General features: G+C 66.0%; 26 protein-coding genes. 11 read left to right on the top strand and 15 right to left on the bottom strand.

Annotated features, from left to right (window positions below; translation table 11 throughout):
- Nucleotides 1–68 precede the first annotated feature (68 nt).
- The 4 genes from AAFG50_RS06730 to AAFG50_RS06745 all read right to left on the bottom strand — a co-directional run bounded on the left by AAFG50_RS06730 (nt 69) and on the right by AAFG50_RS06745 (nt 3,235).
- Nucleotides 69–491 (bottom strand): hypothetical protein, encoded by a 423-nt coding sequence (locus AAFG50_RS06730; protein WP_011090170.1) that lies wholly within the window; start codon nt 489–491, stop codon nt 69–71.
- Nucleotides 492–740: 249 nt separating this feature from the next.
- Nucleotides 741–1,655: a hypothetical protein gene (locus AAFG50_RS06735; RefSeq protein ID WP_028174681.1), complete on the bottom strand. Its 915-nt coding sequence runs from the start codon at nt 1,653–1,655 to the stop codon at nt 741–743.
- Nucleotides 1,656–1,931: 276 nt separating this feature from the next.
- Nucleotides 1,932–2,372 carry a nuclear transport factor 2 family protein gene (locus tag AAFG50_RS06740; RefSeq protein ID WP_011090168.1) on the bottom strand — a complete coding sequence of 147 codons (441 nt, stop codon included), beginning with the start codon at nt 2,370–2,372 and terminating at the stop codon, nt 1,932–1,934.
- 410 nt (nt 2,373–2,782) lie between these two features.
- Entirely contained in the window at nt 2,783–3,235 is a 453-nt protein-coding gene (locus AAFG50_RS06745; protein WP_028174682.1) for a nuclear transport factor 2 family protein, read from the bottom strand.
- A 299-nt stretch (nt 3,236–3,534) separates the two neighbouring features.
- Here AAFG50_RS06745 and AAFG50_RS06750 point away from each other — a divergent pair, with 299 nt between their 5' ends.
- Nucleotides 3,535–3,771 (top strand): hypothetical protein, encoded by a 237-nt coding sequence (locus AAFG50_RS06750; protein ID WP_028174683.1) that lies wholly within the window; start codon nt 3,535–3,537, stop codon nt 3,769–3,771.
- Nucleotides 3,772–4,076: 305 nt separating this feature from the next.
- Entirely contained in the window at nt 4,077–4,262 is a 186-nt protein-coding gene (locus AAFG50_RS06755) for a hypothetical protein (RefSeq protein ID WP_231166626.1), read from the top strand.
- Between the two features lie 92 nt (nt 4,263–4,354).
- On the opposite strand, the gene uvrB is transcribed toward AAFG50_RS06755, so the two are convergent.
- From uvrB to AAFG50_RS06775, 4 genes are all read right to left on the bottom strand, one after another.
- Nucleotides 4,355–7,282 carry an excinuclease ABC subunit UvrB gene (uvrB, locus tag AAFG50_RS06760; protein ID WP_074077500.1) on the bottom strand — a complete coding sequence of 976 codons (2,928 nt, stop codon included), beginning with the start codon at nt 7,280–7,282 and terminating at the stop codon, nt 4,355–4,357.
- 93 nt (nt 7,283–7,375) lie between these two features.
- A complete protein-coding gene (locus AAFG50_RS06765) occupies nt 7,376–7,606 on the bottom strand; it encodes a hypothetical protein (RefSeq protein WP_028174684.1) in 231 nt (76 codons plus the stop codon).
- Nucleotides 7,607–7,636: 30 nt separating this feature from the next.
- The gene (locus tag AAFG50_RS06770) at nt 7,637–7,861 is read right to left on the bottom strand and encodes a hypothetical protein (RefSeq protein WP_028174685.1); all 225 of its coding nucleotides are present in this window, start codon (nt 7,859–7,861) and stop codon (nt 7,637–7,639) included.
- Between the two features lie 137 nt (nt 7,862–7,998).
- Nucleotides 7,999–8,916 (bottom strand): LysR substrate-binding domain-containing protein, encoded by a 918-nt coding sequence (locus tag AAFG50_RS06775; RefSeq protein WP_028174686.1) that lies wholly within the window; start codon nt 8,914–8,916, stop codon nt 7,999–8,001.
- A 305-nt stretch (nt 8,917–9,221) separates the two neighbouring features.
- Here AAFG50_RS06775 and AAFG50_RS06780 point away from each other — a divergent pair, with 305 nt between their 5' ends.
- The 3 genes from AAFG50_RS06780 to AAFG50_RS06790 all read left to right on the top strand — a co-directional run bounded on the left by AAFG50_RS06780 (nt 9,222) and on the right by AAFG50_RS06790 (nt 11,030).
- Nucleotides 9,222–10,001 (top strand): sulfite exporter TauE/SafE family protein, encoded by a 780-nt coding sequence (locus tag AAFG50_RS06780; protein WP_028174687.1) that lies wholly within the window; start codon nt 9,222–9,224, stop codon nt 9,999–10,001.
- Nucleotides 9,998–10,228 carry a hypothetical protein gene (locus tag AAFG50_RS06785; RefSeq protein ID WP_011090162.1) on the top strand — a complete coding sequence of 77 codons (231 nt, stop codon included), beginning with the start codon at nt 9,998–10,000 and terminating at the stop codon, nt 10,226–10,228. The genes AAFG50_RS06780 and AAFG50_RS06785 overlap by 4 nt, the downstream gene beginning before the upstream one ends.
- A 103-nt stretch (nt 10,229–10,331) precedes the next feature.
- Nucleotides 10,332–11,030 (top strand): glutathione S-transferase family protein, encoded by a 699-nt coding sequence (locus AAFG50_RS06790; RefSeq protein ID WP_028174688.1) that lies wholly within the window; start codon nt 10,332–10,334, stop codon nt 11,028–11,030.
- A 123-nt stretch (nt 11,031–11,153) separates the two neighbouring features.
- Here AAFG50_RS06790 and AAFG50_RS06795 read toward each other — a convergent pair whose 3' ends face one another.
- Nucleotides 11,154–11,363, bottom strand: a complete 210-nt coding sequence (locus AAFG50_RS06795) for a cysteine-rich CWC family protein (RefSeq protein ID WP_053815149.1) — start codon at nt 11,361–11,363, stop codon at nt 11,154–11,156.
- 114 nt (nt 11,364–11,477) lie between these two features.
- Here AAFG50_RS06795 and AAFG50_RS06800 point away from each other — a divergent pair, with 114 nt between their 5' ends.
- The 3 genes from AAFG50_RS06800 (at nt 11,478) to AAFG50_RS06810 (ending at nt 14,730) form a co-directional block, all read left to right on the top strand.
- On the top strand, nt 11,478–13,040 hold the full coding sequence (locus AAFG50_RS06800; protein ID WP_028174689.1) for a DUF1800 family protein: 1,563 nt from the start codon (nt 11,478–11,480) through the stop codon (nt 13,038–13,040).
- Nucleotides 13,041–13,042: 2 nt separating this feature from the next.
- The gene (locus tag AAFG50_RS06805) at nt 13,043–14,260 is read left to right on the top strand and encodes a DUF1501 domain-containing protein (protein WP_039187316.1); all 1,218 of its coding nucleotides are present in this window, start codon (nt 13,043–13,045) and stop codon (nt 14,258–14,260) included.
- A gap of 146 nt (nt 14,261–14,406) precedes the next feature.
- Nucleotides 14,407–14,730, top strand: coding sequence for an antibiotic biosynthesis monooxygenase (locus AAFG50_RS06810; protein WP_008544592.1), 324 nt, complete (start codon nt 14,407–14,409; stop codon nt 14,728–14,730).
- 17 nt (nt 14,731–14,747) lie between these two features.
- Here the strand turns inward: AAFG50_RS06810 and AAFG50_RS06815 are convergent, their stop codons facing one another.
- From AAFG50_RS06815 to AAFG50_RS06840, 6 genes are all read right to left on the bottom strand, one after another.
- Nucleotides 14,748–15,689, bottom strand: coding sequence for an aldo/keto reductase (locus AAFG50_RS06815; RefSeq protein WP_028174691.1), 942 nt, complete (start codon nt 15,687–15,689; stop codon nt 14,748–14,750).
- Nucleotides 15,690–15,940: 251 nt separating this feature from the next.
- Entirely contained in the window at nt 15,941–16,396 is a 456-nt protein-coding gene (locus AAFG50_RS06820; RefSeq protein WP_027548413.1) for a GNAT family N-acetyltransferase, read from the bottom strand.
- 72 nt (nt 16,397–16,468) lie between these two features.
- The gene (locus tag AAFG50_RS06825) at nt 16,469–17,272 is read right to left on the bottom strand and encodes a PAS-domain containing protein (RefSeq protein WP_028174692.1); all 804 of its coding nucleotides are present in this window, start codon (nt 17,270–17,272) and stop codon (nt 16,469–16,471) included.
- 129 nt (nt 17,273–17,401) lie between these two features.
- Nucleotides 17,402–17,596 (bottom strand): hypothetical protein, encoded by a 195-nt coding sequence (locus tag AAFG50_RS06830; protein WP_074077493.1) that lies wholly within the window; start codon nt 17,594–17,596, stop codon nt 17,402–17,404.
- 37 nt (nt 17,597–17,633) lie between these two features.
- Complete coding sequence (locus AAFG50_RS06835) at nt 17,634–17,810, bottom strand: hypothetical protein (protein ID WP_007596747.1); 177 nt, start codon at nt 17,808–17,810, stop codon at nt 17,634–17,636.
- A gap of 153 nt (nt 17,811–17,963) precedes the next feature.
- Nucleotides 17,964–18,614 carry a glutathione S-transferase family protein gene (locus AAFG50_RS06840; protein WP_011090153.1) on the bottom strand — a complete coding sequence of 217 codons (651 nt, stop codon included), beginning with the start codon at nt 18,612–18,614 and terminating at the stop codon, nt 17,964–17,966.
- A gap of 364 nt (nt 18,615–18,978) precedes the next feature.
- Between AAFG50_RS06840 and AAFG50_RS06845 the strand changes: the two genes are divergently transcribed.
- The 3 genes from AAFG50_RS06845 (at nt 18,979) to AAFG50_RS06855 (ending at nt 21,092) form a co-directional block, all read left to right on the top strand.
- Nucleotides 18,979–19,167 (top strand): hypothetical protein, encoded by a 189-nt coding sequence (locus AAFG50_RS06845; RefSeq protein ID WP_028174693.1) that lies wholly within the window; start codon nt 18,979–18,981, stop codon nt 19,165–19,167.
- Between the two features lie 67 nt (nt 19,168–19,234).
- Nucleotides 19,235–20,437: a pyridoxal phosphate-dependent aminotransferase gene (locus tag AAFG50_RS06850; RefSeq protein WP_028174694.1), complete on the top strand. Its 1,203-nt coding sequence runs from the start codon at nt 19,235–19,237 to the stop codon at nt 20,435–20,437.
- A gap of 172 nt (nt 20,438–20,609) precedes the next feature.
- Nucleotides 20,610–21,092, top strand: a complete 483-nt coding sequence (locus tag AAFG50_RS06855; protein WP_028174695.1) for a DUF992 domain-containing protein — start codon at nt 20,610–20,612, stop codon at nt 21,090–21,092.
- Nucleotides 21,093–21,094: the final 2 nt, after the last annotated feature.

Below are 21,094 nucleotides of genomic sequence, written 5' to 3' on the forward strand. Positions count from 1 at the left end.
GCCCCGGAATCAAAACCGCCGCGCCCCTTTCGGAACGCGGCGGCCGGTGATGCCGGGTGGCTGACCGATCAGCTGTTGCGGAGGCCGTCGGCGGCGCGCTTCCACTGCGCGACGTTGTCGGCGATCATGCGGGTCGACTTCATCGCGGCCTGGCTGAGCTGGGCGTAGCCGGATATCTCGCGCTGGACGCGCTGGCCTTCGGCATGGAGCAGGTCGCGCAGGCTCTCGAGCTCGGAGATCAGATTCTCGATCTCGGCGAGCGAGGTGCCGGCGACACGCTGGATCAGCGAGTTGACGTTGGTGACGGTGGCCTCCGCGCTCGGATCGAGCGGCGGCGCGTCGGTGGTCGTCGCTGCCGGCCGGCGCAGATAGGCGATGTCGTTGCGGACGAAGTCACGGATGCCGGCTTCGACTTCCGTCACCGCGGCGAGATTGCTGTCGACGGTCTCGGTCTCGGTGGTCTCGGTCTTTTCCGGACGCATGGCGTTCATCGTTGTTCCCCTGTTCGCGTTGAGCGCAGCGCGAGTGTCCCCCGCACGACGACGTCTGTAAGGCGATCCGCATCAGGGCGCCGGATTTTGACCGTAACTGGGCCGAGATGCGGCAAGGGCGGACCATTCGGGGGTTTTGCCGTGGCGTATGGTTAGGAATGTCTAAACGGCGGCTGCGGCGGAGCGCCTTCGCGGCACGGCCGGTGTCTGACTCCCTCTCCCCGCAAGCGAGGAGAGGCGAAAACACACTCACCAGCTCTTCTTGAACCCCGCCGTCAGGCTCTTGTTGATCGCGCCCTGCGAGGTCTCGCCGACCGAGCCGGAGACGGTGACGTTGTCGAACAGCTTTTGCTCGGCGCCGAACTTGCGCAGCCATTTGTCGTCGGTGGTCGAGAGCGTCTGGCCGGCGGTGATGCTGGTGCCGGTGTCGGTGAGGGTGACCTTGGCGGACTGGTCGGTTTCGTAATTGCGGGTGATGTGCCCGCCGATGCCGGGGACCGCGGTCGTGCCCTGCTGGTTGACGCTGTAGCCGTTCTGGAGTGTCAGCGACGTGTCGCCCGACAGCGGCACCGATTTGGTCAGCGACGCGCCGAGCTTGCTCTGCTCGGCGCCGGGGTCGACACGGGCTTCCACCGCGGTCTTGTCCCAGATCGGGCCCGCGCCGGGCGCGGTCGCCGCCGCCCAGGCGCTGCCGGAGGATTGCGGCAGGTTGCCACCATTGGCGGCCTTCTGCGCCAAGAGCTCGGACATCGTCCGCGGCTCGCTCGTCACCGTCATGTCGGCGCCGATGCGGGCGTCCCAGAACGAGGATACCGACTGCTTCACCGTCACCGCCGAGGAGCCGTTGGCATTGGCGTTCGACGACCAGTTCATCCCGTCATTGGCGGCGGCCTGCGCGCGCTTCTTGGCGGCGATGAGGTCGTTGAGCGTGCCGGCGTCGATCGCGAGCTGGCCCCAGTCGAGCTTGTCGACGTCGATGCCTTTGAGCACGTCGGGGTCGTTGGCGTCGGGGGCTTCGGCCGCCTCGGCGTCCTCGTCGGGCGCGGCCGCGGGTGGGGAGAAGGGCGGGATGATCTGCGCCGAGACCGTCAGCACCGAGCCCAAAATGAACGCGGCCGCCAGCACCGGCAGCCTGGTCCAGCCAAAACCTGTCGAGAATTCCATCGTCCTGCCCGCGAACCCCGGCGCATGCCGTCCGATAACATATATCGGCCGTCTGCAATGACCATGCGCCATTCCGCCCAAAGGATGCTGACCTATCGTTGCGAAATTGTGGCGGCTCGCCTCGAGACGCCTGGGGACGCGAACCAACGGGCCGCGCGCAAGGCGCGCGCCCGACGACGGGCTTCCGGCACGACGGCATCCGGCGGGGCTGGAGGCCAGGACGTCGCGCCACGCATCGTCATCGGTCCCGAAGAGCGGGGCCCGTTGGCGTCCCCCTCAGCCGACGCTGCTCATCTTCGGCAGATGAATGGCGCGCCCGAGTGCCTGCTCGACCAGGTCGAAGGTGTCGATCAGCACGCGCAAGCTGACGAGCTTGCCCGCCCTGAACTGGGCGAACTGCGCGACCCGCAAGGAAATCGGCTTGTTGGAATCCAGCGCCGTCAGCGAATAGCGCAGCATCGAGGCGGCGGAATCGACGCCGAGCATGATGCTCTCGCGGTCGAAGCGGCGGACCTGGAAATTGTCGGCGAGCTGGCGGATGACGTCGAGCACGGCGTCCTTGCCCTGGCGCGCGCCGAGGAACGGAAACATGTCGATCGGGCCATAGAGCGCCCACTCGACGTCCTCGTCGATCAGGGCCTCGATATCCTCGAAATGCCGGTCGTTGATCGCGCGGTGCAATGCGCGCGAGAAACGCCAGAGGCTGTGCTCTGTCATTTTGGGCAGTCCTGAAGCTGGCTTGCAAAAAAAAACGGAAAGCAGCCCGATGCACAGGAAACGTGCCTCGGGGCGGCTCAACTCGTTTGTATGCGAATAAAATACGGAATTTCGGCCAAAACGCAATTCACGTTTTCGCAATGCACAATTGATCGCGTTTTGTGAGATTTACAACAGAACCCCGTAATCTTCCGGGTGCGGCCGGGCGCGGTTTCCCGTTCGATTGCGATCGAACCGCAGCGTAGGCGCCAACGTCGTCCTGGTGAAAGCCAGGACCCATTACCCGGACTGCCAGTGTGACGGCACATTGCCACCACCAGCCTGCCCATTGCAGAAGTCGGTGGGTATGGGTCCTGGCTTTCGCCAGGACGACACCGAGAAGCCGGCAAGCAGGTGAGGTCGCGGTTGCCTTAACCCCCGTCCACCCGCGCCCCCACGATCAGCGGTCCGATCTCGCGCTCCAGCACCTGCTGCACCAGATCGTAGGAATCGATGATCTCGCGGATCTGCGCCACCTGTCCGTTGCGGAAGGTATAGAACACCGCCATGTCGAACTGCACGACGCGGTCGTTGCTGCGCTTCCTGAAATAGGTCTGCATGTAGGTGGCGACCTCGTCGCCCTCGGCGACGATGTGCGGCGCCTTGTAGCGGATCTCCGAATAGCGCACCCAGACCGTCTGCCAGAGCGCGCGCAATTCGGCCTTGCCGTGGCGCGGCACCATGTGCGGCAGGATGTCGATCGGCGCGTGGGTGAGGAAGTCGATGTCGTCGGTGCAGCACGACAGCGCGGCCTCGATGTCGCCGCGCGCGAAGGCGTCGAGCAGATGCACGACGCGCTGGCGATTGAGCTTCTCGACTGTCATTCCGCCCGTCCTCATTGGCCGCATGGCGTTGCGCAACGCTAACGCGCGGTTTCGCGCACCGGCAATCCGCGAAACCACAGGAGTGTTGCAGTCGATATGACGCGCAAGCGCAATGCCAGGTTCATGGCTGCAATTATGGGTTGAGCGCCCGTGCGCCTGCACGAAATCGCCCTGCATTGGGCTGCATGGCGCGCGAGGCGCGTGGACCAATGCGCAATGCCGGGGCCGCGCAGGCGCGTGGAACCGCGATGCGCCCGCGCCCGTTGAGACGCCGACACCGCATCCGGAGACATCGATCCATGAAATCCCCGCTTCTCGCCGTCGCTGCCGCGCTTCTCGTGCTCGGCGCAACCTCCACCGCCAACGCCAAGGGCTGCATCAAGGGCGCCGTCGTCGGCGGCGTCGCCGGCCACTATGCCGGCCATCACGGCGTCCTCGGCGCCGCCGCCGGCTGCCTCTACGGCCGGCACCACGCCAAGGAGCAAGAAAGGCAGCGGCAACAGCAGGGCCAGGTGAACGGGCAGGGGAAGCTGTAGCTCCCTGTCATTCCGGGGCGCGCCACTTGGCGCGAACCCGGAATCCATCTCGCCTCTTGTTCCGGCGCCAAAAAGGCGCGTGACCCAACTCACATCACCCGTGCGGCATCGCGACTAACGTCATCCCCAAAGTCCCGCCTGCACAACGCGGTCGAAGGCCTCGCGCTGACCGCGACCCTCCAGAGCTTCCCGACCTTCGCCACCGCCGCGATGCTGCTCAAGCTGCTCGGCAACCACGACCTCGTCGGCGACCCCGGCGTCGCCATCTTCGTCGCAATCGCCTAGCTCGCCACGCGCTGCTCGCGGTGGCCCTGGGCCCGAGCTTCCCCACCGTCTTCAAGACCGTCTACGAACCGAAATTCTTCGAAGCCCATTTGTCGCTCGGCGACAAGATCACCGCCTGGCGCACCCAGCCGGTCGCCTCGCTCCAGCTCGTGACCATCGTGCTGCTGCTGTCGGTGATGGCCGTGGTGACGGCGAGCGTGGGGTGAGGGAGCATATCTCTCCCTCGTCATTCCAGGGCGCGACGAAGTCGCGAGCCCGGAATCCATAACCACGAACAACGCGGATGACCCCGCGCCCCCTACCTCTTCTTCCACCCGCCGCGATGCCCCGGCGCGCCGCCGCTGGAGCGCGGGGTGGGGCCGAACTCCGGTCCTGACTGTCGCGAGTCCGTCGGCTGGATGATCCGGCTCGTGCTGCCGAACGGCTTTGCCGGCAGGCTCGGCTTCTCGCGGTAAGGCAACGATTCCGGCCCGTGCATCTCGTCGAGATGCGGCTTGTGCACCTTCGAGCCGATGCCGCCGCCGCTGGCCTTCAGCGCGGAGCTCACGGTTTTCTTCTTCATCGCGCTGACGGGCAGGTTCGCCGCGTCGCCGTACTTCTTGGTGCCGGCATAGGCGCCGGCCTTGCCCTGCACGGTGCGCTGCTTGGCGGTGGGGTCGTCGACCACCGCGAGCTCGGTGGCGCGCAGGCGCTTGACTTCGTCGCGCAGGCGCGCGGCTTCCTCGAAGTTCAAATCGGCCGCGGCCTCGCGCATGCGGGTTTCGAGATCGGCGAGCACGGCTTCGAAATTGTGTCCGATCGAGATGACGTCGTCGGTCATGTCGTGGCCGCCGACCTCGACCAGCACGTGGTCGCGCTCGTAGACGGAATTGAGGATGTCGCCGATCTGCTTCTTCACGCTCTCCGGCGTGATGCCGTTGGCGGTGTTGTACTCGACCTGCTTCTCCCGGCGGCGGTTGGTCTCCGCGATGGCGCGCTCCATCGAGCCGGTCATCTGGTCGGCATAGAGGATCACCTTGCCGTCGACGTTGCGCGCGGCGCGGCCGATGGTCTGGATCAAGGACGTTTCACTGCGCAAAAAGCCTTCCTTGTCGGCGTCGAGAATCGCGACCAGCGCGCATTCGGGAATGTCGAGGCCTTCACGCAGGAGGTTGATGCCGACCAGCGCGTCGAAGGCGCCGAGCCGGAGATCCCGGATGATCTCGATGCGCTCGATGGTGTCGATATCCGAGTGCATGTAGCGGACGCGAATACCCTGCTCGTGCAGATATTCGGTGAGATCCTCCGCCATGCGCTTGGTCAGCACCGTGATCAGCGAGCGATAGCCGGCCTGCGCGGTGGCGCGGACTTCGCCGACGAGATCGTCGACCTGGGTGCGGGCGGGGCGAATGTTGACCGGAGGATCAATAAGCCCGGTCGGGCGAATGACCTGCTCGACGAACACGCCGCCGCTCTCGTTCAGCTCCCAGCCGCTCGGCGTCGCCGACACCGCGATGGTCTGCGGCCGCATCATGTCCCATTCCTCGAAGCGGAGCGGGCGGTTGTCCATGCAGGAGGGCAGGCGGAAACCGTATTCGGCGAGCGTCGCCTTGCGGCGGAAGTCGCCTTTGAACATGGCGCCGATCTGGGGGACGGTGACGTGGCTTTCGTCGGCGAACACCAGCGCGTTGTCAGGCACGTATTCGAACAGCGTCGGCGGCGGCTCGCCGGGCAGGCGTCCGGTGAGATAGCGCGAATAGTTCTCGATGCCGGCGCAGCTTCCGGTCGCCTCCATCATCTCGAGGTCGAAGGTGGTGCGCTGCTCCAGCCGCTGCGCTTCCAAAAGGCGGCCCTGGTCGTGCAGCTGATCGAGCCGCTGCTTCAATTCCGATTTGATCGACTTGATCGCCTGCACCAGCGTCGGGCGCGGCGTCACATAGTGCGAGTTGGCGTACATCTTGATGAATTCGAGCTCGTCCTGCTTGTGGCCGGTGAGCGGATCGAACTCCTCGATGGTCTCGATGGTGTCGCCGAACAGGTTCACGCGCCAGGCGCGGTCCTCATAGTGCGCCGGGAAGATGTCGATGACGTCGCCTCTGACCCGGAAGGTGCCGCGGGTGAAATCGGCCTGGGTGCGCTTGTACTGGAGCGCGACGAGGTCGGCGATCAGCTGGCGCTGGTCGATGCGCTCGCCCTTCTTCAGCGCGAAGGTCATCGCGGTGTAGGTCTCGACCGAGCCGATACCGTAGATGCAGGACACCGAGGCGACGATGATGACGTCGTCGCGTTCGAGCAGCGAGCGCGTCGCCGAGTGGCGCATGCGGTCGATCTGCTCGTTGATGGAGGAATCCTTCTCGATATAGGTGTCGGTGCGCGGAACGTAGGCTTCCGGCTGGTAGTAGTCGTAATAGGAGACGAAATACTCGACCGCGTTGTCGGGGAAGAAGTTCTTGAACTCGCCATAGAGCTGGGCGGCCAGCGTCTTGTTCGGCGCCAGGATGATGGCGGGGCGCTGCGTCGCCTCGATTACCTTGGCCATGGTGTAGGTCTTGCCGCTTCCGGTGACGCCGAGCAGCACTTGGCTGCGGTCGTTGCGCTGGATGCCCTCGACCAGCTCGGCGATCGCGGTCGGCTGGTCGCCGCGCGGTTCGTAGTGCGACTTGATCTCGAAGCGCACGCCACCTTCGGACTTTTCCGGGCGCGGCGGCCGATGCGGGGTCCATACCTTCGTGGAGCCGTCGTCCTTGCGGAACTCCGGCCGGCCCTCGCGGATCAGCGACTCCAGCGCATCCGCGGTCGCCTTGACGCCGAGTGCCTCCATTTTGCTGCGCGGCGGACGCGCCAGCGCCTCGGCATCGTCCTCCTCGGTGGGCAGGCCGAGCTGCCGCGCCAGTTCCGGATCGAGCGTCGGGATCGTGGCCGCGGTGCCGTAATTGGCCTGCGGCGCCTCGTCGAGTCCCGCCGGGCGGTCACTGGGAAAGTCCTTCGGCGTCGAGGCGCGCGCGCGATGCGCGGCGGCCTCGCCCCCGGCGCGGCGGTCGCGCGAATTGTCCGGCGGCGGCTGGAGGCCGGTGCCCGATCCAAGCCCGGCATCGCCGCGGTTGATCGCGGGATTGAGCAGCTCGGCCAGCGCCGGCCCGATCGGCTGCACGTCAGGGCGGTGCGCCTTCGAGTTCGGGGCCTTGGACGGAGCCTTGGACTTGGGGGATTTGCCGGATTTTTCGGAGGATGCAGGTTTCTTCGCCATGGGGCGAATATGGGACGAGTCCGCCCCTCAGGAAAGGGCGAATGCCCGTCCGTGCGCAGGCTGCTGACAGCAGGTTGGCAGCAGGCCGAAACGTCACGCCGCCGGCAGCGGGCCCTCGTTGTCCTCGGCCGTCCCATGCGGCTTGAGGATGTCGAGGTGGATCCCGCCGCAATCGGTGCAGCGCATGGTCCAGTACTCGCACCCGGCGCGGCCGCCGATCACGCGGAGCACCGCGAGATCGCCGTTGCATTCGGGACAATTCGACAGGACGGCGCGGTTGTAGATCCGAGGCCGCGCTCCGTCGTCGAATTCGGTGATTGACATGACCGGTTCCCCTTCGCCGTCCCTGACCGATTATTCGTCGTCGCTGTCGGCCCGCCGGCGGAAGCGATCGATGTGGTGCTTGGCATCGGCAATCGCGGCGTCGCGATCGGGCCAGGCGAAGCCGACCTCCATGGCCGGAAACAGCACGCCGTCGATGGCAACCAGGCTGAAATCGGCGCGCCGGATGCGGGCGTGCCACAGCCCCTTGCCAGCTTCGAAGGATTCGATGTCAAAGCCGTCGTAGATGGTCGTCATTGGTAGTCCCCGGAGTGTCTTGGTCGAGTCTGTTGCTCGAGCGCCTTGTTGGAGGGTCAGGGGACCACGTTTGCGGATTTCAGGATGTGAAGCGGTTCACATGCGACGGGGTTTTTTGCCCGCGGAACCGCTGAATTTCAGTTCCGCGCGGTGGTGCGGCCGGTGCGCCTCGCCGGACGGGCGGCGGGTTCCGACGCCGCCCGCATGATCCAGCGGCGGAACGCGGCAAAGTCGCGCTGCTCGGTCTGGAAGCTGCGATAGACCAGATACCAGCGCATGCCCTTGGGCACCGAGAGGTCGAACGGCGCTACCAGGCGCCCGGCGGCGAGATCGTCGTCGATGTAGGGCCGGATGCCCATGGCGATGCCGAGCCCGTCGGCGGCGGCCTGGAGCGCCTGGCCGTAGAACTGAAATTCCGGCCCGCGCGCATTGATGCGCGCGAGGTTGGCGGCCTTCAGCCAGATCGGCCAGTCCTCGGCTGAATGTGCGACGCGGATCAGGCTGGGTCCCCTGAGATCGGCCGGGCGCTTCAGGCTCGCGGCGAGACGGGGCACGCAGACCGGCGTGAGGTCGCCGGCGAACAGCGGCTCGGCGACCAGCCCGGGCCAGTCGCCGGTGCCGAGCTTGATGCCGCAGCTCCAGTCCTCGCCGAACGGCACCGACGCGCCGCCGGTGGTGAAGCGCACCTCGATGTCGGGCTCCTCGTTGCGAAACTCCGACAGGCGCGGGATCAGCCAGCGCATCGCAAAGGTGTGGCCGACGCCGATGGTGAGCACGCGGACGCTGGAGGGGGCCGTCACCTGCGCGGTCAGGCTGGCGAGCGCATCGAAGATCGGCGTCAGCCCGCTCTGATAGGCGCGTCCCGCCTGCGTCAGCACCAGCCGGTTGGCCTTGCGCTCGAACAGCGCGACGCCGAGCCGCTCCTCCAGCAGATGCACCATGCGGCTGACCGCGGCCGCCGACACGTTGAGCTCGACGCCCGCCGCAGCAAAGCTGCCGGTCCGCGCCGCCGCCTCGAATGCCTTGATGCCGTTGAGAAAGAGCAGCCGCCGCAAATGACCGACCCTCAGGAAAGCTGATGCCAGGGCAAGATAACTCAGTTTGCGCGAGGGGAGCAAGCGAGGCAGAAATATCAGCGTAATCCACGCTGATTTTGTTGAGCGGGAGGCTGCTTCTTCGCCTCTCCCCGCCTGCGGGGAGAGGCCGGAATTTGCGACAGCAAATTCCGGGTGAGGGGGAGTCTCCGCGAGTCCAACTGCCACCTCCCTTGTGGAGGCTCCCCCTCATCCCACCCTCTCCCCGCAAGCGGGGCGAGGGAGAGCGCACAGTCTGCGTCCCTCACTTGCCACGGAGACCCCGCGTGACACCCATGATGATCGCTGCCCTTGGATTGCTGATGGTCGCCACCGCGTTCCTGTCGGGGCTGTTCGGCATGGCGGGCGGGCTGATCCTGATCGGCGTGCTGCTGGCCCTGATGCCGCTGCCGACCGCGATGGTGCTGCATGCGATCACGCAGATGGCCTCGAACGGCTGGCGTGCGTTCCTGTGGCGGGCGCATATCCGCTGGCGTCCGGTCGCGAACTATATGGTCGGCGCGACCATCGCGCTCGCGGCCTGGTCGCTCACCCGCTACGTGCCTGACAAGCCGATGGCGCTGCTGCTGCTCGGCATCACCCCGTTCATGGCGCGGCTGCTGCCGGTGAACATCAAGCCGGACCCTGATAGGCTCTGGCAGGGCACCGTCTATGGCACGATCTGCATGGGCTTGATGCTGATGACCGGCGTGTCGGGTCCGCTGCTCGACACCTTCTTCCTCGGTGGCGATTTTGGCCGGCGCGAGAAGGTGGCGACGAAGGCGATGTGCCAACTCGTCAGCCACTTCACCAAGCTGATCTATTTCGGCGGCATCATCGACCAGGCCGCGAGCCTCGATCCCGTGCTCGCCGGCGTCGCGATCGCAGCATCCATGCTCGGCACGACGCTGGCGCGCCGCATTCTCGAAGCCATGACCGACCAGCAATTCATCGTCTGGTCGAACAAGCTGATCACCACCATCGCCTGCTACTACGTCGCCTATGGCGGCTGGCTCCTGGTTCGCACCCCGGTGCTGGCGGCCTTCGACAAGGGAGGTTTGCAATGAGCGAGACTGCCGATCCGCTGGTGCTGGACTTCGTCGAATGGGTCGCACGCGAGCCGCGCGCCTATGCCGAGGTGATTTCGACCTGGAAGACCTCGTGCCCGCGCCTCACCATCTGGGAAGACGCCGCCGACCGCGGCTACGTCGCGCGCGAGACGGTTGCAGGCCTCGGGCTGGTGATCGCGGTCACGGAGGACGGCGAGAGGTTCTTGCGCACGCACGGGCGGTGAGGTCTCCACATCGTCATTGCGAGCGCCAGCGAAGCATTCCAGAGTGTCTCCGCGGCGGCAGTCTGGATTGCTTCGCTGCGTTCGCAATCACGGAGCACCGGCCATGTCGCTCAAACTGTTCGAACTCGTCGGCACCGACGCCTCGCGTCCCTTCAGCCCGTATTGCTGGCGCACGCGGATGGCGCTGGCGCACAAGGGGCTGGCGGCGGAATCACTGCCCTGGCGCTTCACCGAGAAGAGCGCGATCGCGCCGCACGGCTCGGAGAAGGTCCCGGTGCTCCTGCATGATGACAAGCCCGTCGTCGATTCCTGGACGATCGCGAACTATCTCGAAGACAGGTTTCCGGATCGCCCGTCGCTGTTCGGCGGCGAGGGCGGCCGCGCAATGGCGCGCATGATCAACGCCTTCGGCGACATCGCCATCGTCGGCGGCATCTTTCCGCTGATCGTCGCCGACATCCCGAAGAATCTCGCCGACGTCGATGCCGCCTATTTCCGCCAATCGCGCGAAGCGCGCTTTGGCGGCAAGACTCTGGAAGAGATCATGGCCAGCCGCGATGCCGGCGTGGTCGCCTTCCGCAAATCGTTGGAGATGATGCGGCAAACGTTGAAGAAGCAGCCCTTCATCGGCGGCGGCGCGCCGAACTATGCCGACTACATCGTGTTCGGCGGTTTTCAGTGGGCGCGCGTGACGAGCCCGTTCAAGCTGCTGGAGGCGGATGATCCGGTCTACGCTTGGCGCGAGAAGCTGCTCGACGCGTTCGACGGCATGGCGCGGACATCGCCGGGGCATGCGGTGTAAGTTTTGTCGCTTCGTAGGGTGGGCAAAGGCGCAAAGCGCCGTGCCCACCATCTCCCCACACGCGCAATGAAAATGGTGGGCACGCTTCGCTTTGCCCACCCTACGATACTGCCGTAGCCCGGATTACGCTTGCGCTCCATCCGGGCTACGCGCCGCCGCCTTGCGCAGACAGTCCCGGCACAAGCAATCCTCTCCCTTGACCGGCATCGGCAGTCGCGCGGTTTCCTCCGCGCACCAGCAGGTGCCCGAGAGGTCGCAGCCGAACTCGGTGCCGCAGCGGGAGCAGGTGAGACGGCGCGGTTCCTGCATTGAGGATTCTTTCGGAATTGTCATGATTTGCGCAAAAGCTGTGCCGTCATTTTCATGTCGGGTTCATCTCCGGCTGCGGTATATTATCCGCCGCGCACAGACCAGGAAAGCGGTTGGCAATCCGCGAAGGACAAATCGATGGCCCGCGATTCGCAAGCCGCCCTCGTCGCGCTCAACCGCTTCGGCTTCGGCGCCCGCGGCGGGGCATCCGGCGATCTGATCAACGCGGCGTCCGATCCGCGCGGTTTCGTGAAGGCGGAACTGGCGCGTCCCAACGGCGTGCTGCTGGAGGCGCCCGGCCTGCTATCGACGCCGCAACTCGGCCAGGCCGTGTTCGCCTATCAGGACGAGGTCAAGCAGGCACGCGAGGCCGCCGCCAAGGCCGGCACGCCGCCCGAAGCGCCGCCACTGCAGGCGCCGGCTGATCAGAAGCCCGGGCCGCGCCGCAATCTCTCGCTGAACACGGCTGCGACCGAGATCGCCGGCCAGATGGCCGAAGCCAAGCCGGCCGACGCTGCGGCAAAGCCCGAGACCATGCAGCCGAACATGGCCGCGCCGCCCGCCGCAAAACCTGCACCGCAGCCGCTCAACGTGATCCAGAAAACCTTTCGTGCCGAAGCGCTGGCGCGCTTGCAGCGTGCCACGCTGGTCGAGTGCGGCTTCACCGAGCGGCTGGTCGTGTTCTGGTCCAACCATTTCTGCATCTCCGCGAGCAAGGGCGAGCTGGCGCGAATCTGGGCCGGCGCGTTCGAGCGCGAGGCGATCCGGCCGCACGTGCTTGGACGCTTCGCCGACATGCTCAAGGCGGTCGAGCAGCATCCGGCGATGCTGTTCTTCCTCGACAACCAGCAATCGCTCGGGCCGGACTCGCGGGCGGGGCAGAACCGCAAGCGCGGGCTCAACGAAAATCTCGCGCGCGAGATCATGGAGCTGCATACGCTCGGCGTCGGCGGCGGCTACACGCAGGAGGACGTCACCTCGCTCGCGCGCATCATCACGGGCTGGACCTTTGCCGGACGGCAAGGCGGGCTCGGCACACCCGGCTCCTTCGCCTTCAACGTCAACGCGCACCAGCCGGGGCCGCAAGTGCTGCTCGGCAAGACCTACGAGCCGACGGGGCTGGCGCAGGGCGAGGCGGCGCTCGCCGACATCGCCCGGCATCCGTCGACCGCGAATTTCATCGCGACCAAGCTCGTTCGTCATTTCGTCGCCGACGATCCGCCCCAGGCATTGGTCGCGCGCCTGCGCGACGTCTTCGTCAAGACCGATGGTGATCTCAAGGCCATGGCGACCGCGTTGGTCGATTCTGACGAGGCCTGGAAGGCGCCGCTGACCAAGATGCGCAGCCCTTACGATTTCCTGGTCGCGAGCGGCCGGCTGCTCGCGCGCGTGCCGGAGGATCCCGGCGCCTATCTGAACGGTCTCAATCTGCTCGGCCAGCCGCTGTGGTCGCCGTCCGGTCCCAACGGTTTCCCGGACACCGTTGCGGCCTGGGCCGCGCCCGAAGGCATGAAGCTGCGGCTCGACATCGCCGCGCAGATGGGCGCGCGGCTCGGCAACAACATCGACCCGCTCGACCTGCTGGAATTCGCAGCGGCAGACGCGGCGTCGATCGAAACGCGGCGGACCATCGAGCGCGCGGAATCGCGCCAGCAGGCGCTGGCGCTGCTGCTGATGTCGCCGGAAATGCAGAGGAGATGATGATGATCGACTGCGTCGAGAACCGGCTCCTCACCTCGCGCCGCGGTCTTCTGCTCGGCGGTGCCTCCTTCGCGGCCTGGGCCTATTTGCCGAAATTCGCCCGCGCGGCCGACGGTCGCGATCCCAGGCTGATCGTGGTGATCCTGCGCGGTGCGCTCGACGGGCTCTCGACCGTCGCGCCGGTCGGTGACCCCGATTATGCCGGCCTGCACGGATCGATCGCGCTCGCGGCGGACGGCGCGCATCCCGCGATCATGCTCGATTCCTTCTTCGCGCTGCATCCGGCTATGCCGGAGTTCGCGCGCATGTATCGCGACATGCATGCCGCAGTGATCCACGCGGTGGCGACACCCTATCGCGACCGTTCGCATTTCGACGGCCAGGACGTGCTCGAAAGCGGTTATGCCGGCCCCGGCCGGGTGCAGTCCGGCTGGCTCAACCGCGCGCTGGAAGCGCTGCCGCGCGGCGAGCGCGTGTCGAGCGGCCTTGCGGTCGGGCCGACCACGCCGCTGGTGCTGCGCGGCAATGCGCCGACCGTCGGCTGGGCGCCGGTGGCGCTGCCGCAGGCCGACGACGACACCGCGATGCGGCTCGTCGATCTCTATCGCCACCGCGATCCCGCGCTGGCGATGGCCCTCTCGCAGGGCCTCCAGTTGGAGAAGGCCGCAAGCGGCGACGACATGAAGCCGAAGGGCGGCAATCAGGTCGCGCAGATGCGCCAGGTCGCGCGCGGCGCAGCCAAGCTGATGGCGGCCGACGACGGCCCGCGCATCGCCGCGCTCGCCTTCGACGGCTGGGATACGCACGCCAATGAAGGCGGCCCGGTCGGGCGTCTCGCCTTCCTGCTCGGCGGGCTCGACGGCGCGCTCGCCGAATTCGAGGGCGGCCTCGGCGAGCGCTGGCGCGACACCGTCGTCGTCGTCGCAACCGAATTCGGCCGCACCGCGCGCATCAACGGCACCGACGGCACCGATCACGGCACCGCCACCATCGCGCTGCTCGCCGGCGGCGCGGTGAAGGGCGGCCGCGTCATCTCCGACTGGCCGGGCCTCAAGCCCGCCAACCTCTATGAGGCCCGCGACCTCAAGCCCACCACGGACTTGCGCTCCGTGATCAAGGGCGTGCTGCAAGGCCAGTTTGGCCTGTCCGATCGCGTGCTGGCCGAGACGGTGTTCCCGGACAGCGCAAGCGCAAGGCCGATGAAGGGATTGGTGGCCTAATCCACAAACGCCGTCATTCCGGGGCGCGCCTCTTGGCGCGAGCCCGGAATCCATACTCCCGATCGGGGTTATGGATTCCGGGCCTGCGCCTTGCGGCGCATCCCGGAATGACGAGATAATCGCCTGAGCATCAGGAGAGACCACCCATGTACATCGCCATGAACCGCTTCCGCGTCGCCAAGGGCTCCGAGGCCGCCTTCGAGCAGGTCTGGCTCTCGCGCGACACGCATCTGGACAAGGTGCCGGGCTTCGTCGAATTCCATCTGCTGCGCGGCCCCGAGCTCGAGGACCACACGCTGTATGCCTCGCACACCGTGTGGGCGAACCACGCGGCGTTCGAGGCGTGGACCAAGTCGGAGGCTTTTCGGGCCGCGCATCACAAGGCCGGCGACAACAAGCCGCTTTATCTCGGCCATCCGCAATTCGAAGGCTTCGAAGTGATGCAGACGGTGGGGCGCGGCGCGAAATAGCGCCGCGTTTCAAAACATCAGCCCAATGTGATCTTGTCGATCCCGGCAAGATCATCAGTGCTGAGCTTCCACGCGATCGCCTTGACGTTTTCCTCGATCTGCTCGACGCGGGTGGCGCCGGCGATCACGCTCGACACCTGCGGGCGCGCGGCGAGCCAGGAGAAGGCAAGCTCGAGCATGCTGTGGCCGCGCGCCTTGGCGAAGGCCTGGAGCTTCTCGACGATGTCCTCGTTGCGCGGAGTGACGTAGCGGTCGCGCAGCCGCGGCACCTTGCCGAAGCGGGTGTCGTCAGGCGCGCTCTCGCCCTTCCGGTACTTTCCGGTCAGAAGTCCGCTGGCGAGCGGGAAGAACGGCAACAGGCCGAGCTTGTATTCCGTTGCTGCCGGCAGCAAGTCCTTCTCGATGTCGCGCACCACCAGGGAATATTCGTCCTGGCAGGAGACGAAGCGGCTGACATTCATCGCGCGTGCGACGTACTCGGCCTCGGCGATCCGCCAGGCCGGAAAGTTCGAATTGCCGATGTAGCGGACCTTGCCCTGCCGGACGAGATCGTCGAGCGCGCGCAGGCTCTCCTCGATCGGCGTCAGCGGGTCATAGTCGTGCTGCTGGTAGAGATCGATGTAGTCGGTCTTCAGCCGCTTCAGGCTCGCTTCCACGGCGGCCATGATGTAGCGGCGCGAGGCGCCCTGCTTGGTTCCGTCCTCCGCCATCGGCTTGGAATATTTCGTCGCCAGCACGATGTCCTTGCGGCGATCGCCCAGCACAGTGCCGAGCACGTTTTCCGAGCCGCCCATGTTCGAATAGATGTCGGCGGTGTCGAACAGCGTGATGCCGAGATCGAGCGCGCGATGGATCACCTTGCGCGAGGTCTCGAGGTCGGTGCGCTGGCCGAAATTGTTGCAGCCGAGCCCGACCGCAGACACGCGAAGGCCGGAGGCGCCGAGATTGCGAATTTCCATGGGAGATCCTGTGAGACGAGCAGCAGCACATTGTGACCGCGGTGCACCGCGCCAGCAAGCTGCTCGCCGCGCTGCTGCCATGCCGGCAGAGCGGACAAAAAAATGCGGCCCCTGTCAGACGCGGCGACTGACGGGGACCGCTTTGGGGCGCTTGATCGGTGACGGGGGGCCTGATCAGACGCAGGTGGAGCCTAGTCCCGCTATGTAACGCGTAGGTGACAGCGGGAGTTATCCACAGGCTGCGCGCGGGATTAGAACAGCTTGCGATAGACGATGAAGCCGGACCGCTCCGCGACCTTGTCGTACAGGCGCTGCGCCGTGACGTTGGTCTCGTGCGTCTGCCAGTAGACCCGCGGCGATCCCGCCAGTTTCGCCCGCTCGTACACGCCATGGATCAGCGCCGAGGCGACGCCCTTGCCGCGCGCGGCCTCCAGCGTGAACAGATCCTGCAAATAGCAGGACGGCTCGATCGCGGTGGTGCTGCGATGGAACAGGTAGTGCGTCAGCCCGAGCAGCCGGCCGTCGCTTTCGGCGACCAGCGCATGCACGGGTTCATAGGCGTCGAAGAAGCGCTGCCACGTCATCCGCGTGATCTCGGGCGCGAGCGCGGTCGGGCCCGAGCGGCCGTAGAAGGCGTTGTAGCCGTCCCACAGCGGCAGCCATTGATCGTAGTCCTGCTTGGTGACGGAGCGAACGGTGAGCGACATCTGGAAATTCCGCGATCGATGAAGCAACCTTCATACGTGATGAAGGGCGCGTCGATCAATCGTGCTGTGACGCTATTCCGCGGCGCGCAGGTGCCGGATCAGCCTGCGGCCGGTGGGGTCACGCAGCGAACGGTAATAGTCGGCGCGCGAGGGCGCATCGGTGTGGCGCACGAGGTCGGTTACCGGGGTGTAGCTCAGCATGCGCCCGCCATCGGGCAGCGCGGCGCAGACGAAGCGCAGCACCTCGCCACTGCGCAAGGCGATGTTGATCGGCGTGGCATCGCCGATGCGCACCATCTCCATGCGCTGCGCGATGAAGGTGGCGAGCTCGTCCTCCGGCAGCTCGAACGCGCCGGTGTCGCGGCCGTGATACATCAGCGCGACGAAGGGCGGCTTGCCGTCGGCGATGTCGTCCGGCACCGCAAAATAATCGCGGAACGCGCAGTTGATGAATTCGGCGCGCGTCTCGGCATCCAGCAGCACGATGCCGATATCGACCTGGTCGAGCGCGGCCGACAGCCGCGCGGCGGTGGCGTGGCTCTGGCGCTCGGCGGCAAAGGTGCCGAGCAGCCGTTCGCGCATCAGGCCGCTGATCGCGGCAGTGCCGGCGGTCGTCACCGCGAGGAGGCCGAGCTGCGCCAGATCCGCGGTCGCCAAGGGCATGGCGCGGTGGAAGAACAGGAGCAGCACCGTGCCGGTCACGGCGAGGGCTGCGCTGGTGATGGCGGAGGCGAAACCCGACAGCGCGCCCGCAAGCGCCACGATGCAGACGAGCAGCGGTGCGGGCGAGGGGATGGCGCGATCGAAAAGGATCGCCAGCAGCAGGGTCGCCGCTGTCAGCACCGGACCACAGATCGCACGCCATCCGTATCGCATGGGCCTGTCTCGTTCCTCCCTGAACGAGGTAAGGCGGCAACAGTGACTGATGGTTGCACCGGTGCGGTGCGAATTCGTGCGAAGTGCTTAAGGGCGGCTTGCGGCGGTGCGCAAAGCTTTCGGATGATTTTAGACCAAGTGCGCGTGCCTGACGCGTTGCTGCGACGCGGGCGCATTCAGCGTCGAGGTGCCCGAGCTCTTGCGCATGCCGGTGAAAATCAACAGCGAGGCCGCGACCAGGATGGCCGCAGTCAGGGTGATTGCAACGACTACCACAGGTGACTTCATCGACGTCCTGTCGCGATGCCGGTCGGCGCGGGTCACGCGGCGCCCTGAAGGCTGGTCCAGGATGAAACGGGAATCAGACCGGCAGGCCCATCGCCATGGTCGCCTTGGTCGACAGCACCGTCAGGGTGACGATCAGGCACAGCGAGAGCGCGGCGACGGCGAGCGAGGCCGCGACCGCGTTGGTCAGCCGGGAAGACGAAACGGTAGCGGGTTGGCCCTGAAAGCCTGCCGTGCCGGACGCCCGAATCATGGGTCTAAATCCTTCAACGTGCGAGCGAATCACCCGCGACTTTCCAGAATTTCCCAGTTTCAACCGGCAATATTGCGGCGGCTGCCGCAACGAAAATGGCGGTATTGCGGCAAAGACGACCCTTATGCCCGCTATTCGCCCGGGCCCGCGCCATCAGGCGCTGGCGGCGATGCTGGCGGGGTCGTCGATGTCGGCCGGCCGCCAGTCCATCGCGACGAAGCCGGGCGCGGCCTCGACGCGCTTCAGCCAGTCCCGGATCGCCGGGAAGGTCGAAAGGTCGAAATCGCAGCGGTCGGCGAGATGGGTGTATCCGTACAGCGCGATGTCGGCGACCGTGAGCTGGCGCGCGGCAAAATAGGCGTTGGTCTTGAGATGGTTCTCCATCACCTGGAGCGCGCCATAGCCGCGTTCCATCCAGTCCTCCAGCGAATGGGTCTGGAGGTCGCGGCCGCCCTTGACCAGCGACAGCCAGAAATAGGCGGCGCCGATGTTCGGCTCGAGCGCGTGCTGCTCGAAGAACATCCATTGCAGCGCCTCGGCGCGATCGATGCGGTTCTCCGGCGCGAGCGGCGTGCCGACGGCGACGTACCAGAGGATGGCGTTGGACTCGGCGAGATAACGGTTGCCGTCGACCTCGAGAAGCGGCACCTGGCCTGACGGGTTCTTGGACAGAAAGTCCGGCGTCCGGCTCTCGCCGCGCAGAATGTCCACCTCGACCGCTTCGTAAGGCAAGTTCAACAGCGCCAGCGCAAGGCGGACCTTGTAGCTGTTGCCGGAGCGTTGCATCGAATAGAGCTTGTACATTCTGGGAGTTCTAAACCGAGGACGGGAAGGCGCGGCGCTTGTTGCCCCGCAACGCGGCTAAACAATGATGCCGATGCGAATCCGCCGCAAGAGCCAGCCAATAGAAAAACTCGAAAACCCTACCGCACTGCAACGCCACGGAAGATCATTTCCACGCGACGATGCAAATCAGATCACGCTTGCGTCAACGTGTGGATGCGTTGCTCCGCGAGAGGGGCGATCGGTTCAGGGCACCATGCTTCCACATCGTGATGGCCGGGCTTGTCCCGGCCATCCACGCCTCGCCGCACGGCAGAAAGAACGTGGATGCCCGGGACATAGGCGAGCGAAAGCGACGCCGTCCTTCGGACGACCAAGCCTGGGCATGACGACGGTCTGGTTTGGCGACGGCAAACACGCAAAATTGCTCCGAGGACAGGCCTTGCCGGATATGAGGGATTCGGACGGCAAAGTTACGGAATATTGCGGGAAATCCCGCCTCGAAACGCCGGAATCCGTAAACTTTTTCGAGATCGGGCCGAAGCTTCTTGCGGCGCAGCGGCACACGTTTTAGGGTGGCTTCATTCCCACAATCAGAGTCGTGACGACCTATGGGTCACGACGCTTGTCAGGAGATGACGATGTCCTTCCTTGCCGCTGCGCTCGACCGTGTGAAGCCGTCCGCGACCATCGCGGTCACGGATAAAGCACGCGCGCTGAAAGCGGCGGGCCGCAACGTCATCGGCTTAGGTGCCGGCGAGCCCGACTTCGACACGCCCGCCAACATCAAGCTGGCGGCGATCCACGCCATCGAAGCCGGCAAGACCAAGTACACCGCGGTCGACGGCATCCCCGAGCTGAAGGAAGCCATCATCGCGAAGTTTCAGCGCGAGAACGGCGTCGTCTACAAGCCGAACCAGGTCATCGTCGGCACCGGCGGCAAGCAGGTGCTCTACAACGCGCTGATGGCGACCATCAATCCTGGCGACGAGGTGATCATCCCGGCGCCGTACTGGGTCAGCTATCCCGAGATGGTGGCGCTCGCCGGCGGCGAGCCGGTGCCGGTGGTCTGCACCGCGGCGACCGGCTTCAAGCTCGGGGCGGAAGCGCTCGAGCGCGCGATCACGCCGAAGACCAAATGGGTGATCCTGTGCTCGCCGTCGAACCCGACCGGCGCTGCCTACACCAGGGCCGAGCTGAAGGCGCTCACCGACGTGCTGGTCAAGCACCCGCATGTGTGGGTGATGACCGACGACATGTACGAGCACCTCGTCTATGACGACTTCCAGTTCACCACGGTCGCGCAGGTCGAGCCCAGCCTCTACGACCGCACGCTCACCGTGAACGGCGTGTCGAAGGCCTATTGCATGACCGGCTGGCGCATCGGCTATGCTGGCGGCCCTGCCCAGCTCATCAAGGCGATGGCGACCATCCAGTCGCAGTCGACCTCGAACCCGTGCTCGATCGCGCAGTGGGCCTCGGTGGAGGCGCTGAACGGTCCGCAGGACTTCATCCCCGCCAACAACAAGGTGTTCAAGGAGCGCCGCGACCTCGTCGTCTCCATGCTCAACCAGGCGAACGGCATCGAGTGCCCGCGCCCCGAGGGTGCGTTCTACGTCTATCCGTCCTGCGCCGGCACGATCGGCAAGAAAGCGCCGTCGGGCAACGTGATCTCCAACGACGAGCAGTTCGTCACCGAGCTGCTGGAGACCGAAGGCGTCGCCGTGGTGCAGGGTTCGGCCTTCGGCCTCGGCCCGGCGTTCCGCATCTCCTACGCGACCAAGACCTCGGACCTCGAAGACGCCTGCAAGCGCATCCAGCGCTTCTGCGGCAATCTCCGCTGAGCCTGTCGCAAATACCTATCGAAAAGGCCCGCCTCTGGTGGGCCTTTTTATTGTTTGCACGCTTATCGTCACGCGTGATCTGGCACCACTACGACTCTTGTGGCATAGAACGTCGCGCCTCGCTTGCAGGCGCGACTCTCTGCTCGCATCACATTCATCGCCGGAGACATTCATGCGCCGTTCGTTCATCTTCGCCGGGCTCACTGCCGCCAGCCTCGTTGTCTCCGTCGCAAACAGCGACGCTCAGCAGCAGCGGATGGTCCGGGTTGGCGTGCTCGAATGCCGCGGCGGTGCCAGCGTTGGCTTCATCGTGGGATCGGTGACCAATCTCGGCTGCGTCCTGCGTGCCGACGGTTTGCCGGAGGATCGCTATGTCGCGACCATCCGCAAAGTCGGTCTCGACATCGGCATCACCCAGGAGACGACGCTGGCCTGGGGCGTGTTCGCGCCGGTCGACCGGCTCGGCCCCGGCGATCTCTCGGGCAATTATGCCGGCGCGCAGGGTAGCGCTTCGGTCGGCGTCGGTATCGGTGGCAATGCGCTGGTCGGCGGCTCCAACAATTCGATCGCGCTCCAGCCGCTCAGCGTGCAGGGCCAGGTCGGACTCAACGTCGCCGCCGGCCTCGAAAGCCTGGAACTCCGCCCCGGCCGTTAACA

The sequence above is a fragment of the Bradyrhizobium sp. B039 genome (genome assembly GCF_038965675.1).
In the GTDB taxonomy this organism is placed as follows: Bacteria; Pseudomonadota; Alphaproteobacteria; order Rhizobiales; family Xanthobacteraceae; genus Bradyrhizobium; species Bradyrhizobium diazoefficiens.

Coding starts and splice junctions, on each gene's coding strand:
- AAFG50_RS06840 (WP_011090153.1), bottom strand. CDS start 18,614: ATGTACAAGCTCTATTCGATGCAACGCTCCGGCAACAGCTACAAGGTC.
- AAFG50_RS06730 (WP_011090170.1), bottom strand. CDS start 491: ATGAACGCCATGCGTCCGGAAAAGACCGAGACCACCGAGACCGAGACC.
- AAFG50_RS06795 (WP_053815149.1), bottom strand. CDS start 11,363: ATGACAATTCCGAAAGAATCCTCAATGCAGGAACCGCGCCGTCTCACC.
- AAFG50_RS06820 (WP_027548413.1), bottom strand. CDS start 16,396: ATGTCGCTCACCGTTCGCTCCGTCACCAAGCAGGACTACGATCAATGG.
- AAFG50_RS06745 (WP_028174682.1), bottom strand. CDS start 3,235: ATGACAGTCGAGAAGCTCAATCGCCAGCGCGTCGTGCATCTGCTCGAC.
- AAFG50_RS06805 (WP_039187316.1), top strand. CDS start 13,043: ATGATCGACTGCGTCGAGAACCGGCTCCTCACCTCGCGCCGCGGTCTT.
- AAFG50_RS06810 (WP_008544592.1), top strand. CDS start 14,407: ATGTACATCGCCATGAACCGCTTCCGCGTCGCCAAGGGCTCCGAGGCC.
- AAFG50_RS06850 (WP_028174694.1), top strand. CDS start 19,235: ATGTCCTTCCTTGCCGCTGCGCTCGACCGTGTGAAGCCGTCCGCGACC.
- AAFG50_RS06740 (WP_011090168.1), bottom strand. CDS start 2,372: ATGACAGAGCACAGCCTCTGGCGTTTCTCGCGCGCATTGCACCGCGCG.
- uvrB (WP_074077500.1), bottom strand. CDS start 7,282: ATGGCGAAGAAACCTGCATCCTCCGAAAAATCCGGCAAATCCCCCAAG.
- AAFG50_RS06835 (WP_007596747.1), bottom strand. CDS start 17,810: ATGATTCGGGCGTCCGGCACGGCAGGCTTTCAGGGCCAACCCGCTACC.
- AAFG50_RS06800 (WP_028174689.1), top strand. CDS start 11,478: ATGGCCCGCGATTCGCAAGCCGCCCTCGTCGCGCTCAACCGCTTCGGC.
- AAFG50_RS06845 (WP_028174693.1), top strand. CDS start 18,979: ATGACGACGGTCTGGTTTGGCGACGGCAAACACGCAAAATTGCTCCGA.
- AAFG50_RS06735 (WP_028174681.1), bottom strand. CDS start 1,655: ATGGAATTCTCGACAGGTTTTGGCTGGACCAGGCTGCCGGTGCTGGCG.
- AAFG50_RS06765 (WP_028174684.1), bottom strand. CDS start 7,606: ATGTCAATCACCGAATTCGACGACGGAGCGCGGCCTCGGATCTACAAC.
- AAFG50_RS06750 (WP_028174683.1), top strand. CDS start 3,535: ATGAAATCCCCGCTTCTCGCCGTCGCTGCCGCGCTTCTCGTGCTCGGC.
- AAFG50_RS06855 (WP_028174695.1), top strand. CDS start 20,610: ATGCGCCGTTCGTTCATCTTCGCCGGGCTCACTGCCGCCAGCCTCGTT.
- AAFG50_RS06790 (WP_028174688.1), top strand. CDS start 10,332: ATGTCGCTCAAACTGTTCGAACTCGTCGGCACCGACGCCTCGCGTCCC.
- AAFG50_RS06825 (WP_028174692.1), bottom strand. CDS start 17,272: ATGCGATACGGATGGCGTGCGATCTGTGGTCCGGTGCTGACAGCGGCG.
- AAFG50_RS06770 (WP_028174685.1), bottom strand. CDS start 7,861: ATGACGACCATCTACGACGGCTTTGACATCGAATCCTTCGAAGCTGGC.
- AAFG50_RS06785 (WP_011090162.1), top strand. CDS start 9,998: ATGAGCGAGACTGCCGATCCGCTGGTGCTGGACTTCGTCGAATGGGTC.
- AAFG50_RS06815 (WP_028174691.1), bottom strand. CDS start 15,689: ATGGAAATTCGCAATCTCGGCGCCTCCGGCCTTCGCGTGTCTGCGGTC.